We start from the raw sequence: 16,165 nt of genomic DNA, 5'->3' as shown, positions 1-16,165 counted from the left end.
CGAGACACACGCCGCCTGCCCAACAGCTCCTCACGGGGCTTTTTTCATTTCTGAAACACCACAAGACGGGGCGTCCAACGTCTTTCAACTCCCCGCTCTTAACGACTCTTTAATTTCAGCGGGAACGCAGTTACTATCGGTTCACCCTACGGTTTTGGCTCCGCATTTCGGCGCCCCGTCGGCCAGTTCGCAACCATATCGCATTCGGAGAGAGAGCCAATGATCTGCAAGACCACCAAACTGCGCGACGCAGTTTTGATCGCCCTTGCCGCGAGTACGGGCGGTGCCGCCAGCGCCGCGTTCGCACAGGACGCCAACAGCGGTACCACCACGCTCGACCGCATCGAAATCACCGGCTCGCGCATCAAGCGCGCCGACGTGGAGACGTCGCAGCCGGTCTTCAGCATGTCGCGCGAAGACATCCAGGCGCAGGGCCTGACCTCGATCGGCGACGTGCTGCAGAATCTGTCTGCCAACGGCTCCACGCTTAACTCCACCTATAACAACGGTGGTAACGGCGAAACCCGCGTCAGCCTGCGCAACCTCGGCTCCAATCGCACCCTGGTACTAGTCAACGGCCGCCGCTGGGTCGCTGGCACCGGTCTGGGCGGCGCCACCGATCTGAACACCATCCCGACCGCCGCCATCGAGCGCGTGGAAGTCCTGAAGGACGGCGCCTCGGCGATCTATGGCTCCGACGCGATCGCCGGCGTGGTCAACATCATCCTGCGCAAGGATTTCGACGGCGCCGAAGCAAACGCCTATTACGGCCAGTTCAGCAAGGGCGATGGCGCGCGCCAGAGCTTCGACGTGACCATCGGCAGCACCGGCGAACGCTTCAGCGCGCTGTTCGGCGCCGGCTACGTCAAGGAAGATCCGGTGATGGCCGGCGACCGCGCGATTTCCGCCGTGCCGATCTACAAGACCGGCACCGCCTTCGGCAGCACCACCAGCCCGAACGGTCGCTTCGCGGTGTGCAACGGCACCTTCGCCAATGGCGTGTGCAGCGGTACCCAGACCCGTCCGAACGGCACCGCCGGCCAATTCGGCTACGACGCCGGCTCGACACCCGCCAACTGGCGCAACTGGGGCGCGGGCGTCAACGATCTCTACAACTTCGCCCCGGACAACTACCTGCTGACTCCGCAGGAGCGCAAGTCGATCTTCGGCCAGGCGATGTTCAAGATCACCGACAACGTCAGCTTCTCCGCACAGGCGACCTACAACAATCGCCAGTCCGAGCAGTTGCTCGCCTCGATGCCGATCGTGCTCGGCACAGGCCCCGGCGCCGGCGTCCAGGCCCGCACCATCGCGATCTCGCCGAATAGCATCTACAACCCGTTCGGCCGCACCGTCTCGCGCGTGCAGCGTCGCGCCACCGAAACCGGCGGCCGCAGCTTCAAGCAGAACGTCGATACTTTCGGCTTCGTCGGCGCCCTTGAGGGCAGCTTCGAGCTGGGCGATCGCTACTTCTCCTGGGATGCGGGCATGAGCTATGGCCGCAACGACCAGAACGACACCACCACCGGCCTGTTCAATCTGCTGTCGCTGCGCAACGCGGTGGGTCCGTCCTTCATCGACGCCACCGGCACCGCGCGTTGCGGCACCCCGGGTGCGATCGTCAACGGCTGCGTGCCGGCGAACCTGCTGGGCGGCGTCGGCGGCCTGACCCCGGAGATGCTGAACTACATCACCTTCGTCGCGCACGACGAATACCAGTACAAGATGAAGCAATACTTCGCCAACCTCACCGGCGAAGTCGCCGACCTGCCCGGCGGCACCCTGGCCTTCGCCGCCGGCGTGGAGCACCGTGCCGAAAGCGGCTACGACTCGCCGGACGCGCTGATCGCCTCGGGCAACACCACCGGCAACGTGCGTACCCCGACCTCGGGCGGCTATTCGCTGGACGAAGCCTACCTGGAAATCTCGATCCCGCTGCTCAAGGACGTGACCCTGTTCAAGGAGCTGGAATTCGACGTCGCAACGCGCTATTCGAAGTACGACACCTTCGGCAACACGGTCAACAGCAAGTTCGGTTTCAAGTGGAAGCCGATCGACGACCTGCTGATCCGCGGCAACTGGGCGCAGGGCTTCCGCGCGCCGTCGGTGTCCGAGCTGTTCCAGGGCGTCGCCGACAGCTTCGAGCAGATCGCCGACCCCTGCTCGACCACCTTCGGCGGCGGCTATGCGGGCCTGACCGCCGAACAGCGCGCGCGCTGCTCCGCGCAGGGCGTACCGGCGGGCGGCTACGACCAGGGCAACGCGCAGATCCGCATCAGCACAGGCGGCAACGTCAACCTGAAGCCGGAAACCTCCACCACCAAGACCCTCGGCTTCGTCTGGAGCCCGAGCTTCGTCAGCGGCTTCGACGTGTCGCTGGACTGGTGGCAGATCAAGCTGGAAAACACCATCACCAGCTTCAGCGGCCAGCGCATTCTGGACGATTGCGTGAAGGATGGGGTCGCTCAGGCCTGCTCGCTGTTCTCGCGTAACGCCGACGGTTCCATCAACGAACTGCTGTCCGCTGGCCTGAACATCGGCTCAACGCTGGTGGAAGGTTATGACATGACCGTCAACTACCGCCTGCCCGAGCAGTCGTGGGGCACGCTGTCCTTCAACTGGGATACCACCTACTACGCCCGGAACGAGGACAACAACGACGGCAACAACAAGGTCGGCGAGTACTCGGATCGCAACAATAACTGGCGCATCCGCTCCAACCTGTTGGCGCGCTGGGAGTTGGGCGATGTCGGCGCCACCTGGTCGATGCGCTACTACTCCAAGCAGGACGAACCCTGCCCGTTCAGCACCAACGACTATGGCTTCGGCCAACTCTGCAGCAACTTCAACACCAACCCGGACCTGTCCTACAACAAGCTGGGCGCCACCGTGTACAACGATGCGTCCTTCTATTGGAAGGCGCCCTGGAACGCGAAGATCACCCTGGGCGTGAACAACATCTTCGCCCGCAACCCACCGGTCTCGTACACGACCTTCGCCAACAGCTTCGATCCGCAGTACGAAGTGCCGGGCCGTTTCCTGTACATGCAGTACAACCAGAAGTTCTGATCCACTCGTCGTCGCGTCACCCGATGCAGCCCCGCAATGGGCTGCATCTTTTTTTGGGCGACGGAACCGGTCGATTGCGACGGCAGTTCGATCCGGGGCTCCGGCGGGCGTCGGCTACGCCAGTCCCAGAGCGGAGCGTAACGGCTGCAGTTGCGCCGCATACGGCGCCCACACCCGCGCGCGATCCGCGCGCAGACCACCCTGCATCAGTCCGACGCTCGCCGTCGCGACCGCGCCATGAGCCCGCTCCAGATCCAGCATCTGCGGCTGGTACGGCAATCCGCAGAAGGCCGCGACCTGGCGCAACGTCGCCTCCGGCTGCGCGACCAGCGCTGCGTAATCGACCCGCAACAGTGCGTCGGGCAGGCTGCGCTCCCAATGCTGCATCAGCCGCTGGTGTGCAACGAAGTAGCCGGCCATTTCATGCTGCGTGTAGGAATAGCCGGCCACGCCCGAATACAGCACGCGCAGATTGGAGAAGCAGGTATCCATCGGATCGCGCGCCATCCACACGATCCTGGCTTGCGGCAACGCCTTGCGGATGAAGCCGACATTCAACGCATTGGCCGGCAGTTTCTCCACGAGGACATCCCGGCCCTGGACTGCCCACGCGGCCGCGTGCAGATAGTCGGCGCCTGCGCGGCGCAGCGCGTCCGAATCCAGGCGCGCGAGCATATCCAGCGAGAGCGCATCCCGCGCCGCGGTATTGGTGACGCCGCGCAGTTGCTCGGGAAACAGATAGGACTCGCCCACCGAGCGGACCTGGGAATGGCGCACGAGCATCTGTTCGAGCAGCGTGGTGCCGCTGCGGTGCATTCCCACGATGAAGATCGGACGCGGACCACCTTCCGTTATCGGCATCGGCTCGGCCAGATACGCCGGCGAACACCGCCGCTCGATGCCATCCAGCAAGGCCAGCGAATCGGACAGGCGGTAATCGATGCGCCGGCGCGCGCTGCCGCATGCCTGCTCCAGTGCCTGCCATGCCTCGGCGTGCTCGCCCAGATCGTGCAGTTCCTTGTGCAGGGCGAAATTCAGATAGGTTTCGCCCATGGAACCTGGCGGACAGCGCCTCAGCGCGTCGCGCAGGCGGCCCACATGATTGGACGCGTGCCGCTGGGTATGCAGCGCGGCCATCATCCAGAACGCCTGCGCCATCGCCGGATCGGCACGTAATGCCGCTTCGTAGTGGATTTCGGCACCGTTGCGGTCGCCGAGGAAGAACAACAGGTTGCCCTTGAAGTACAACGAAGCGGCATGCCCCGGCGCAAGACGCAGGCCGCGCTCCACCAGGGTCAATGCCAGCGCGTGCTCGCCGATGTCGCTCAGCAGCACCGCCGCTTCGGCCAGTTGCTGCGGCGACATGGCCGAGAGCAACGACTGATCGCGCAACAGCGCGATCAGTCGCTCGTATTCGTTGAAATGGCGCAGGCGCCTGGCCAGTTCGAACGCCTGTGCCGGGCTCAACCGGGACATCGCGGCCAGCCTCATCGTCGCGGTCTTGGCCTCCGCATGGCGTCCCAGCACCAGAAGGGCGTGCGACAGGCCCAGATAGCCATCAGCCTGGTCCGGCGCCAGCGCCACGGCCTGCGCGAACGCGACCTCGGCACGATCGAACCGCCGCGCTGCGATCGCACTGCGGCCCTGGGCCAGCAACGCGCCGATCTGCTCATCGGAGCCGGTCATCATCTTCCTTCAGGATTGCCTGGGCGGTGACGCGCGCCGGCCCGGCCTCAGCCCGGAATCAAGGTCACGATGACGTGTTCGACGTAGGCCTCGAAGTCCTCGCGCGCCTGCTTGGGCTGGTGCAATTGCAGCGAAAGCTGCAGGAAGCCGACGTAGGCGGCATAGGCCAGGCGTGCGCGATGTTGCGCATCGGTCCGGCTGAGCCCGGCCTGGCGGAACGAGGCGATCAGATACTCCATGCGCCGCTGCGAGACCCGGTCGATCACCGGCCGCACCGCGGGATGATCGAGCGCCTTCAGCAACTCGCTGTAGATGATGTGCGGCTTGACCTCGTGCGCGACCAGTTGGAACAGCGCGCGCAGCCGCGTGCGCGGATCCGGCACCTCTTCCAGGCTGCCGAACACCTGCTGCTGCTCGACCAGTTCCCAGCGCTCCAGCGCGGCCTGCAGCAGCGCATCGCGCGAGGGGAAGTGCCAGTAGAAGCTGCCCTTGGTGACGCCCAGGCGCCGCGCCAGCGGCTCCACCGCCACCGCGCTGACGCCCTGTTCGGCGATCAGGTCCAGGGCGGCCTGCGCCCAGTCTTCGGCACTGAGCCGGTTGTTGCGGCCACCGCCGGAAGCGGCGCCGTCGTCGGAGGAAGGAGCGGGCGCGGTATTCATCCGTGGATTTAACCATACGGGGACGTCGGTTGCAGTATGTGGCCTTCACGAGGGCGGCGCAAATGCCCGGCAGCATTGGCTTTTCGCACCCATACTGCATCGTATTGACATGCCGCGCAGAGCAACCATACTATCTCGTATGGTTTCCGCTTCCGCCACCATCCCGCATGCCGCCTCGGCTACCCTCTCGGGTGCCGGCGAGCTGGCGCTGGCCGCGACCGTCACCGGTCCCGGCGAGGCCGGATCGGTGCTGTTCGCGCATGGCTTCGGCCAGACCAAGCATGCCTGGTCGGCGACCGCCGCGGCGCTGCAGGCGCACGGCTACCGCAGCGTCGCCTATGACGCGCGCGGCCATGGCGATTCGGCGCGCAACCCGGCGGACCTGCCCTATCGCGGCGAGCAATTCACCGACGACCTGATCGTGGTCGCTGGCGAGATGTCGCCGCCACCGGTGCTGGTCGCCGCCTCGATGGGCGGGCTGTTCGGGCTGATCGCCGAATCGCGCTGGCCGGGCCTGTTCCGCGCGATGGTGCTGGTGGATATCACCCCGCGCTGGCAGCCGGCCGGGGTCGAGCGCATCCTCGCCTTCATGACCGCGCACCCCCATGGCTTCGCCAGCCTGGACGAGGCCGGCGACGCGATCGCCGCCTACCTGCCGCAGCGCGCGCGCAAGTCGCCCGAGGCGCTGCGCAGCGTCCTGCGGCAACACCCCGACGGCCGCTGGTACTGGCACTGGGACCCGCGCCTGGTCGAAGAGCTGGCGCGCGACAGCGACCAGCACCAGGGCGCGATCGCGCAGGCCGCCGCGCACGTGCAGTGCCCGCTGCTGCTGATCAGCGGCGGCCGCAGCGATCTGGTCACGCCGCAGACCATCGAAGAGTTCCTGTCGCTGGTGCCGCATGCGCAGCATGCGCATCTGCCCGAAGCCACGCATATGCTGGCCGGCGACGACAACGCCGCATTTACCGCCACTGTGTTGCACTACCTGGACGCCCTGCCACCGGCCTGCGCCGGCGCATCGTCCGCCGTCACCGAGTACCTCCCCGGAGCACGCCCATGAGCATCATTGCCCCCTTCCTCGTGTTGTTGCTGGCCGGCGCGTTCGCCGCCTATCACCGCATGCGGCTCGCCGTCTGGGCCGCGTTGAGCGCCACGCTGCTGGTCGCGTGCTGGCTGCTCGGCGCCAACCACGTCGCCACCATCGTCGCGGCCGTCGTGCTGGCGGTGGTCGCGATGCCGCTGCTGTTGCCGTTCGTGCGCAAGCCGCTGCTCACCGCGCCGATGCTGAAGGTGTTCCGCAAGGTGCTGCCGCCGCTGTCGCAGACCGAGCGCATCGCTCTGGAAACCGGCTCGGTCGGCTTCGAAGGCGAGCTGTTCACCGGCGACCCGGACTGGCAGAAGCTGCTGAACTATCCCAAGCCGCAGCTGACCGCCGAAGAGCAGGCCTTCCTCGATGGCCCGGTGGAAGAGCTGTGCCGGATGACCAACGACTGGGAAATCACCCACGTCCACGCCGACCTGCCGCCTGAGATCTGGAGCTTCATCAAGAAGAACAAGTTCTTCGGCATGATCATCCCGAAGGAATACGGCGGCCTGGGCTTCTCCGCGCTGGCCCACCACAAGGTGATCCAGAAGATCGCCTCGGTCTCCAGCGTGGTCAGTTCCACCGTCGGCGTGCCCAACTCGCTGGGCCCGGGCGAACTGCTGTTGCATTACGGCTCCAAGGAGCAGAAGGACTACTACCTGCCGCGTCTGGCGGTGGGCCAGGAAGTGCCCTGCTTCGGCCTGACCGGTCCGTTCGCCGGCTCCGATGCCACCTCGATTCCCGACTACGGCATCGTCTGCAAGGGCGAGTGGAACGGCGCCAACGTGCTCGGCGTCAAGCTGACCTTCGACAAGCGCTACATCACCCTGGCCCCGGTGGCGACCCTGGTCGGCCTGGCGTTCCGCATGTACGACCCGGAAGGCCTGATCGGCGACACCAAGGACATCGGCATCACCCTGGCGTTGCTGCCGCGCGAGACCCCGGGGGTCGAGATCGGCCGCCGCCACTTCCCGCTGAACTCGCCGTTCCAGAACGGCCCGATCCATGGCCGCGAAGTGTTCATCCCGCTGAGCCAGTTGATCGGCGGCGTGGAAATGGTCGGCAAGGGCTGGAACATGCTCAACGAGTGCCTGGCCGTCGGCCGCTCGATCACCCTGCCCTCCACCGCCAGCGGCGGCGCCAAGTTCGGCGCGGTCGTCACCGGCGCGTATGCGCGCATCCGCAAGCAGTTCGGCCTGTCGGTCGGCCGCTTCGAAGGCGTGGAAGAGGCGCTGGCGCGAATCGGCGGCAAGGCCTATGCGATCAGCGCGCTGTCGCAGGCGACCGCCGCGGCGGTGGACCGCGGCGACGTGCCGTCGGTGCCGTCGGCGATCGCCAAGTACCACTGCACCACGATGAGCCGCGAGGTCATCAGCGACGTGATGGACGTGGTCGGCGGCAAGGGCATCATCCTCGGCCCGCGCAACTTCGCCGGCCGCAGCTGGCAGGCCGCGCCGATCGCGATCACCGTGGAAGGCGCCAACATCATGACCCGCAGCCTGCTGATCTTCGGCCAGGGCGCGATCCTGTGCCATCCGTGGGTGATGAAGGAGATGAAGGCCGCCGGCAATCCGGATCACAAGGCCGGCGTCGACGAGTTCGACCGCAACCTGTTCGGCCACATCGGCTTCGCCATCTCCAACGCGGTGCGTTCGCTGTGGTTCGGCCTGACCGCCGCGCGCATCGGCGCCGCGCCGGGCGATGCCTACACCCGCCGCTACTTCCGCAAGCTGGACCGCTACTCGGCGAACCTGGCGCTGATGGCCGACGTGTCGATGCTGATGCTCGGCGGCAAGCTGAAGTTCAAGGAGTCGCTGTCCGGTCGCCTGGGCGATGTGCTGAGCCACATCTACATGACCAGCGCGATGCTCAAGCGCTACCACGACGACGGCGCGCCGGCCACCGATCAGCCGCTGCTGGCCTGGGCCTTCCACGACAGCGTGCACAAGATCGAGCTGGCGCTGTCGGCGGCGCTGCGCAACTTCCCGATCCGTCCGGTCGGCTGGCTGATGTGGGCGCTGATCTTCCCGTGGGGCCGCCGCGCAGAAGCGCCGGGCGACCGCCTGGGCCACCGCGTCGCCGCGCTGCTGATGACGCCGAACGAAGCCCGCGATCGCCTGGGCCAGGGCGTGTTCCTGACCCCGTGCGAGAACAACCCCGGCGGCCGCATCGCCAGCTATCTGACCAAGGCGGTGCTGGCCGAGCCGGTGGAGCGCAAGTTCCTGAAGGCGCTCAAGAGCAAGGGCATCGAATCGCTGGACTTCGCCTCGCAGTTGGACGAGGCGGTGCGCCAAGGCGTGCTGTCGGCCGACGAGCGCCGTCAGCTGGAGGAGCTGCGCGAGATCACCATGGACACGATCAGCGTCGACGACTTCGACACCGACGAACTGCGCTCGGCGAGCTACTACCAGCGTGCCGCAGCGGCGGCCGACGACGGGCATTCGCGCGAAGCGGCCTGATCGTCCTGGCCATGCGACACCCACGACGGCGGACTTCGGTCCGCCGTCGTGCGTTCGGGGAACTGCAATGAGCCGACTGCTCTCGCTCTACCGCCGCATGCAAGGCTGGCCCGGGGGATCCTGGCTGTTCTCGCGTGCGGTGTGCTTCAAGGCGCCCTACTTCGCCAGCATCGCCCCGCGCATCACCGTCCTGGAGCCGGGCCGCTGCGAGGCGCGCATCGCGCACCGGCGGCGGGTCAGCAACCACATCGACACGGTACACGCGATCGCGCTGTGCAACCTGGCGGAACTGGCCGGTGGAGTGATGGTCGACGCCAGCCTGCCGCCGTCGATGCGCTGGATCCCCAAGGGCATGCAGGTGGAATACCGCAGCAAGGCGCTCGGCCCGATGCATGCGGTGGCCACGCCGGACGTGGCGATCGTCGCCGCCGAGCGTGGTTACGACCTGCCGGTCAGCGTGGAGATCCGCGATACGCACGAGCACGTGGTGTGCTTCGCGCGCATCGCCATGCGGGTGTCGCCACGCGTGCCGGCCACGGCCTCGCCCTGATCGCAGCGTCGCGTGCGCGGTGTGCGGTGCGCGGTGTGCGGTGTGCGGTGTGCGGCTCAGTACGCCAGCAGCACGGCCGCGATCGCCAGCGCCGCCGGCAGCGCCTGCACGAACACGATGCGGCGGCTGACGCTCCAGCCGCCGTACAGGCCGGCCACGACCACGCAGCCGAGGAAGAACAGCATCACGTCGACCCGCTGCGCGACCAGGCCCCAGGCCAGGCCGGCGGCGAGGAAGCCGTTGTAGAGCCCCTGGTTAGCCGCCAGCACGCGCGTGGCCTGCGCCTTCTCCGGCGAATTGCGGAACACCTTCATGCCCAGCGGACGCGTCCACAGGACCATCTCCAGCACCAGGATGTACACGTGCAGCAGCGCCACCAGGCATACGAGAATCGAAGCCAGCAGGGTCATGCGCGCGTCCATTGGCAGTAAAGGATGCACAGCATAGCGGTTGCCGCGGCGGCCGGCACCACGGCGACGCGACCTGCTGGGCGCGGACTCAACGCGTCGCCGCTGTCTTCGCCGCAACTGGGGCGGTGCTTTCGACCGCACGCGCCAGGCGCCAGCCGATGGCGCCGGAAAGCGCCGCTGCCAACGCGGCCAACGCGGCGAAACCTTGCACTCCCACGCCCAGGCCGCGCAGGCCGATCATCGCCGACGAGACGGCCACGTCACCAGCACGCCACACCGCCGTATCCACCGCGTTCTTGCCTTGGTAGCGCAACTGCCGCGGCACCCGCGTATAAAGGGATTCGCGCGCGGGGCCGACCATGCCGTAGGTCAGCGAACGGGTGATCACCACCGGCAACACCACCCATGGCACGATCCACACTGCCAGCGCATAGGGATCGGGCGACAGCGCCGTGGTCACCAGCGCACCCACGCTGATCAACGCCCACAGCGCGATCACCATGCCGGCACCCTTCTTCATCAGCAGCCAGCGGGTCAGCGTGATCTGCACGGCGACCTGCAGCACATTGGTCAGCATGTCGATATTGGCGGCGAACTCTGTTCGATCGACCGCGTTGTGGAAGGTGCCCCCGGAGTAATCGGTCATCAGCGCGTAGCCGGCCGTGCCGATGCAATCGCCCAGCAGCATCAGCAGCGCCATCCCCCGCATGAACGGATTCGCCAGGATCTGTTTGAGACCGTCGAACATGCCGCCACCGACCGCCGCCTCGTGGCCGACGTCGTGGCGGCGCGCGCCATGCACCCGCGCCCAGCGCCCGAGCAGGATCACACATGCCAGCGCCACGCCCAACAGCGCCGCCGACACCACCAGCAACGGCGCCACGCCGATCACCCCGACCAACCCACGGGTCAGCAGCGGGCCGGCTACCGCGCCGGCCGTACCGCCCAGGCCGATCAGCGGGAACAGCCGCCGCGCCTGCTCGTTGCTCCAGATGTCGGCCATGAAGCTCCAGAACACCGACACCACGAACAGGTTGAACACGCTGACCCAGACGAAGAACACGATGCCCAGCGCACGCGGACTGAGTCCGCCGTAGCCGCTGAACAGCGGCACGAAGCCGAACAGGCACAGCGCGAAGAACACGTATACCGCCGGGACCACGATCCGCCGCGGCCAACGCGCCGCCATCCACGCGAACAGCGGGGTCAGCAGCAACGTGGCGACGAAGGTCGCCATGTAGAACCAAGGGAGCTGGGTCGAGCCGACAGCCGCGGCAAGTTGTTCGCGCACCGGCCGGATCACGTAGTACGCCGACAGCACGCAGAAGAAGTACACGAAGGACAGCAGCACTGCGCGCAGCTCGCCAGTGTGGACGCGCTTATTTTCCGCTTGCATCGGCTCGCCGTTCGCCGCCTGGTTGCGCGCAAGGTATCCGATGCACTGCAACATCGCCAGCGCGGGCGCCGTGCGAGTCCCCGGGATATGCCGCGCCGCCGCACGCCACCACGCGCGCCGAGCATATGCTCTATCCTCGGCGACTAGCGTCGGCGCCAGGAACTCAGGGGACACCGCGGGTGTACGACTACATCATCATCGGCGCAGGCTCGGCCGGCTGCGTGCTCGCCAACCGCCTGAGCGAGGACCGCGACTGCAAGGTGCTGCTGATCGAGGCCGGGCCGCGTGACCGCAATCCCTTCATCCACATGCCCGCGGGCCTGGCGCGCCTGGCCACCAATCGCCGCATCAACTGGAACTACCTGACCGAGGCCGAGCCGGCCTTGAACGACCGCCGCCTGTGGTGGCCGCGCGGCAAGGTGCTGGGCGGCTCCAGCTCGATCAACGCGATGTGCTACGTGCGCGGCGTGCCCGCCGACTACGACGACTGGTCGGCCGATGGCGCCGATGGCTGGGACTGGCGCGGCGTGCTGCCGTACTTCCGCCGCAGCGAATGCAACAGCCGCGGTGGCGATGCGCTGCACGGCGGCGACGGCCCGCTGCACGTCTCCGACCTGCGCTACCACAACCCGCTCTCGGATGTGTTCATCGCGGCCGCGCAGGAAGCGGGCTTCCCGCACAATCCCGATTTCAACGGCCCGCAGCAGCAAGGCGTGGGCCTGTACCAGGTCACCCAGAAGGACGGCGCACGCTGCTCGGCCGCAGTCGCCTACCTGGCGCCGGCGCGGGCGCGGGACAACCTGCAGGTGGTCACCGACGCGCTGGTGCTGCGCCTGCTGATCGAAGGCGGACGCGTGGTCGGCGTCGCCTATGCGCAGGACGGCCGCGAGGTGCAGGCGCGCGCCGCGCGCGAGGTGCTGCTCAGCGCCGGCGCGGTGAACTCGCCGCAACTGCTGATGCTCTCGGGCATCGGCCCGGCCGATGCGCTGCGCCGCCATGGCATCGCGGTGCAGCTGGACCAGCCGCAGGTCGGCGCCAACCTGCAGGATCACCTGGACGTGTGCACGCTGTACCGCACCCGCCCGGGCATCAGCTACGACCGCCGCAACCAGGCCAAGATCGCCTTCGACTATTTCCTGCGTGGGCACCGCGGCGCCGGCAGCAGCAACATCGCCGAGGCCGGCGGCTTCATCCGCTCGCCGCTGGCGCCGGACGCGCGCGCCGACATCCAGTTGCACTTCGTGCCGGCCATGCTCGACGACCACGGCCGCAACCGCCTGCCCGGCGACGGCTTCACCCTGCACGCCTGCCACCTGCAGCCACGCAGCCGCGGCCGCATCGCGCTCAACGACGCCGACCCGCGCACGCCGGCGCGGATCCAGGCCAACTATCTGAGCGATCCCGACGGCTTCGACCTGCGCATGCTGGTGGAATGCGCGCGCCTGGCGCGGCACATCCTGCAGCAGCCGGCGTTCGATGCATGGCGCGGCGCGGCGCTGCTGCCGGCGCGCGAGGACCTGGACGAGGCCGGGCTGGTCGCCTTCATCCGCGCCAAGGCCGAAACCATCTATCACCCGATCGGCACCTGCCGGATGGGCAGCGATGCGCAGGCGGTGGTCGACCCGCAGCTGCGCCTGCGCGGTCTCGACGGCCTGCGCGTGGTCGACGCCTCGGTGATGCCGCGCCTGGTCAGCGGCAACACCAACGGGCCGACAATGATGATCGCCGAACGTGCTGCGGATCTGATCCGTGGGCGGGCTGTGCTGCGGGAGGGGTGAGGCGGCGGCTACGCGGAGGGGGCGAGCGCACGAGTATCGCGGCGGTAGATCCGCTACTGGGCGACCTACCCTCACCCCAACCCCTCTCCCGGGGGGAGAGGGGCCAGGCAAAGCCGTGCGCGGCACGGCGATTGCATGTCCGTGGGCATCCGCCGCAGTCCCCGCCACCACTCCGCCGGCAGGCCTGCACAGCCCCGTCCGAGGCGGGAAATCCCCAGCAGGATCAAGGCGATGCCTATTCATCTTCTCCCAGTTTGTGCATTCGAGAAATCCGGCGCTAGAATCGTGGCCGGCAGCACCTCACAGGCCTCAGGCGCAATGACACAGAACAGCAGGCACCGGCTCCTTCGACCGGTGGCAACCGGGTTGCTCGGGGCATTGCTGCCCTTCGCGATGTCCTCCACCGCACAGACGCCGGCGCCCGCACAACCGCTGCCGCCGCCGCTGCACACCGAAGCCACGCGCTACACCTCGCCGACCCAGCCGCTGCCCTACCGCGCTTCGCTTACCCAAAGCCAGGTGCTGCCGCTGGCCAAGGACTTCGATGTCGCCGCGCTGGAGTCGGTGGCCGAACAGTTGACCTATGGCGAGCGCGTGCCCGGCCTGGCGATGGCCATCGTGCACAACGGCCAGGTGCTCAGCGCGCGCGGCTACGGCGTCACCGACGTCAACCGCCCCGAGCAGGTCGATGCGCACACCGTGTTCCGCCTGGCCTCGCTGTCCAAGGCGTTCGCCGGCACCATGGCCGGCCTGCTGGTCAACGACGGCACCCTGCGCTGGGACAGCAAGGTCGTCGACTACGTGCCCGGCTTCCAGCTCAGCGACCCGGTCGCCACGCGCCAGTTGAACGTCGCCGATCTGCTCAGCCACCGCGTCGGCCTCACCTACAACGCCTACGACCGCGACGTCGAATCCAACATCGACTACTACACGCTCAGCCACAAGCTGGCCTATGCGCCGCTGAAGTGCGCGCCGGGCGAGTGCTACGCCTACCAGAACGTCGCCTTCAGCCTGATCGGCGACGTGGTGTTCGCCGCGTCCGGCAGCTTCTACGAGCAGTCGGTGGAGCGGCGCATCTTCAAGCCGCTGGGCATGAACGACGCCAGCATGGGCCTGGCCGGCATCCAGGCCAGCCCGCGTTGGGCGCGCCCGCACGTGCGCAGCCGCAACGGCTGGGTCTCGCTGACGCCCAAGCCGACCTACTACCGCCTGGCGCCGGCCGCCGGCGTCAACGCCAGCATCAGCGACATGGCGCAGTGGCTGATCGCGCAGACCGGGCATCGTCCCGACGTGCTGCCGGAGCCGCTGCTGGCGACCCTGCATGCGCCGCTGATCCTCACCCCGGGCGAGATGCGCTCGGGCTGGCGCCGCGCCCGCGTCAACTCGGCCAGCTACGCGCTGGGCTGGCGCGTGTTCGACTACTCCGGCCACCAGGTGATCTTCCATGCCGGCGCGGTGCAGGGCTACCGCGGCCTGATCGCGCTGGTGCCGGAACGCGACCTCGGCGTGGCCATCCTGTGGAACGGCGAAAGCGGCCTGCCCTCGGGCCTGCTGCCGACCGTACTCGACCGCGCGATCGGCCTGCCGGCGCAGCGCTGGCTGGACGTGGACACCGACTTCGGCAGCGACAACCTGATGGCCGAGCGTCCGGACCCGAAGGACAAGAAGGGCGCCTCCTCGTCCAAGTCGGTGGCCTCGCCGCACTGAGCGCGGCCTCCCGCAGCATCCTCGCAGAAGGCGGCGCAAGCCGCCTTTCTGCTGTCTGCAGCGCTGACTGCACCGCGTGTGCCCCTTCCCGGCTGGGACGCGGTGCCGTTCCCGCAGCAACGACACGGCGTGGTCTCCGCCGCACTGACCGCGCGCTCGCGCAGCATCCTCGCGAACGAGCGCGCGAACCGCCTCTCTGCTGTCTACAGCGCTGACCTGCGCCGCGTGCGCCCTTTTTCCCGACACGGGGACGCAGCCCTGTCCCGGCTGCGGCGATGCGCTGGCACGAGCGCGTCACAAAAGTGTGGCCGCAACGCCGACGTCGTGCCTGGACGAACGATCTGCGACTGCGTCGCCCCAGCGGCAGCAGGCGCTCGGAGCGCCCGCGTACGGCCGCGGTGAGGGTGGTGGCGCACCGTCGTTTCCAAGATCGCGCACAGGGCACACGCCGCGCCCTCTCGGCATTGTTCGCGATCCGGCATCGGGTGTCGCTGCGCCCCGCATCGCCGCAGGCTGCCGTTGGCGTGCTGGCAACCCGGTGCACCATCGCCGACGTGCGCGGGACAGCGCGCGAGGTGCGACTGCAGGACACCTTCGATAACGACCGACGAGAAGCATCCTGCGGGAGTCGACTGTCGTGCAACCACGACGCGCGACGTGGTGGGTGCTTTCCGATGGACCAATGCGTCGGGACTGAAGTCCCTCCCACAGCCACCCGGCGAGCTCGCAAGCCACTGTGGAAGTCGCTTCAGCAGCGACGGGCATTCCAGACAAAACCCGTCGTGGCTGAATCCGCTCCCACAGGGGCTTGCGACGAACCTACCGGGTGCACTGCGGGAGGGACTTCAGTCCCGACGACGGAGGGTGTCGTCCGGCTTTCGGCTTCGCTTGTCGCGGCTGCACGACAGTCGACTCCCACAGGACAGACTGCATCCGGCGTGAGTGTGGCGAAAGCAGGCGGCCGGAGACTCCCCTCAGTCCACGGATACGCCGGAAAAACCCGTGATGCGGAGGAGGCGGGCAAGGCGCGCTGACGCGCTGCAAGTGCGCACGCAACGCCTTGGCTGGGTCGGCGAATGCCAGGCGTTCCGGCCGCTGTGGCGGCCCCGATCCCGACGGTCGGTCGATCCAGGCCAGGGGCGATCCATTGAACGCGATATGACGGCCTTTGCTGCCGCCTACCGTCGTGTCGTTGCCGGCGTAGCTGTCGCGTAAGTTCACGCCGACGATAACTGCCCGCGCCTCCCGGTACTCGCGTGGCTGCCCAGGCCGCACGTGCATGCCAGGGAGATCAGGTGGATGCGTTGCCCTGCCCGCAGGCGCCGACCGTGGCACGGAGACGACGCGGCTTGCCGCGTCCGTTTTCG

10 protein-coding genes are annotated in these 16,165 nt (G+C 67.8%); 6 read left to right on the top strand and 4 right to left on the bottom strand.

Annotation, left to right across the window (positions count from 1 at the left end; translation table 11 throughout):
- Positions 1-219 precede the first annotated feature (219 nt).
- A complete protein-coding gene (locus CEK68_RS00270; RefSeq protein WP_017912933.1) occupies positions 220-3,069 on the top strand; it encodes a TonB-dependent receptor in 2,850 nt (949 codons plus the stop codon).
- Positions 3,070-3,183: 114 nt separating this feature from the next.
- On the opposite strand, the gene CEK68_RS00265 is transcribed toward CEK68_RS00270, so the two are convergent.
- Positions 3,184-4,725, bottom strand: a complete 1,542-nt coding sequence (locus tag CEK68_RS00265; protein WP_193314063.1) for a sulfotransferase — start codon at positions 4,723-4,725, stop codon at positions 3,184-3,186.
- Between the two features lie 77 nt (positions 4,726-4,802).
- Entirely contained in the window at positions 4,803-5,414 is a 612-nt protein-coding gene (locus tag CEK68_RS00260) for a TetR/AcrR family transcriptional regulator (protein ID WP_017910473.1), read from the bottom strand.
- A 139-nt stretch (positions 5,415-5,553) separates the two neighbouring features.
- On the opposite strand from CEK68_RS00260, the gene CEK68_RS00255 reads away from it, so the two are divergent.
- The 3 genes from CEK68_RS00255 (at position 5,554) to CEK68_RS00245 (ending at position 9,507) form a co-directional block, all read left to right on the top strand.
- Positions 5,554-6,474, top strand: a complete 921-nt coding sequence (locus CEK68_RS00255; RefSeq protein WP_152238171.1) for an alpha/beta hydrolase — start codon at positions 5,554-5,556, stop codon at positions 6,472-6,474.
- Complete coding sequence (locus tag CEK68_RS00250; protein ID WP_017910471.1) at positions 6,471-8,957, top strand: acyl-CoA dehydrogenase; 2,487 nt, start codon at positions 6,471-6,473, stop codon at positions 8,955-8,957. The genes CEK68_RS00255 and CEK68_RS00250 overlap by 4 nt, the downstream gene beginning before the upstream one ends.
- A 67-nt stretch (positions 8,958-9,024) precedes the next feature.
- Positions 9,025-9,507 carry a hotdog fold domain-containing protein gene (locus CEK68_RS00245; protein WP_152238170.1) on the top strand — a complete coding sequence of 161 codons (483 nt, stop codon included), beginning with the start codon at positions 9,025-9,027 and terminating at the stop codon, positions 9,505-9,507.
- Between the two features lie 56 nt (positions 9,508-9,563).
- On the opposite strand, the gene CEK68_RS00240 is transcribed toward CEK68_RS00245, so the two are convergent.
- Together CEK68_RS00240 and CEK68_RS00235 are read right to left on the bottom strand one after the other, a co-directional pair.
- On the bottom strand, positions 9,564-9,917 hold the full coding sequence (locus CEK68_RS00240) for a DUF1304 domain-containing protein (protein ID WP_152238169.1): 354 nt from the start codon (positions 9,915-9,917) through the stop codon (positions 9,564-9,566).
- Between the two features lie 88 nt (positions 9,918-10,005).
- The gene (locus CEK68_RS00235) at positions 10,006-11,313 is read right to left on the bottom strand and encodes an MFS transporter (protein ID WP_152238168.1); all 1,308 of its coding nucleotides are present in this window, start codon (positions 11,311-11,313) and stop codon (positions 10,006-10,008) included.
- A 179-nt stretch (positions 11,314-11,492) separates the two neighbouring features.
- Here CEK68_RS00235 and CEK68_RS00230 point away from each other — a divergent pair, with 179 nt between their 5' ends.
- Together CEK68_RS00230 and CEK68_RS00225 are read left to right on the top strand one after the other, a co-directional pair.
- Complete coding sequence (locus CEK68_RS00230; RefSeq protein ID WP_152238167.1) at positions 11,493-13,091, top strand: choline dehydrogenase; 1,599 nt, start codon at positions 11,493-11,495, stop codon at positions 13,089-13,091.
- 318 nt (positions 13,092-13,409) lie between these two features.
- Complete coding sequence (locus CEK68_RS00225) at positions 13,410-14,798, top strand: serine hydrolase domain-containing protein (protein WP_026143743.1); 1,389 nt, start codon at positions 13,410-13,412, stop codon at positions 14,796-14,798.
- Positions 14,799-16,165: the final 1,367 nt, after the last annotated feature.

The organism is Xanthomonas sp. LMG 12461 (genome assembly GCF_009192935.1).
In the GTDB taxonomy this organism is placed as follows: Bacteria; Pseudomonadota; Gammaproteobacteria; order Xanthomonadales; family Xanthomonadaceae; genus Xanthomonas_A; species Xanthomonas_A sontii.
Note: the sequence above shows the minus strand (reverse complement) of the source record. Positions and strands in the feature narration are given on the sequence as shown.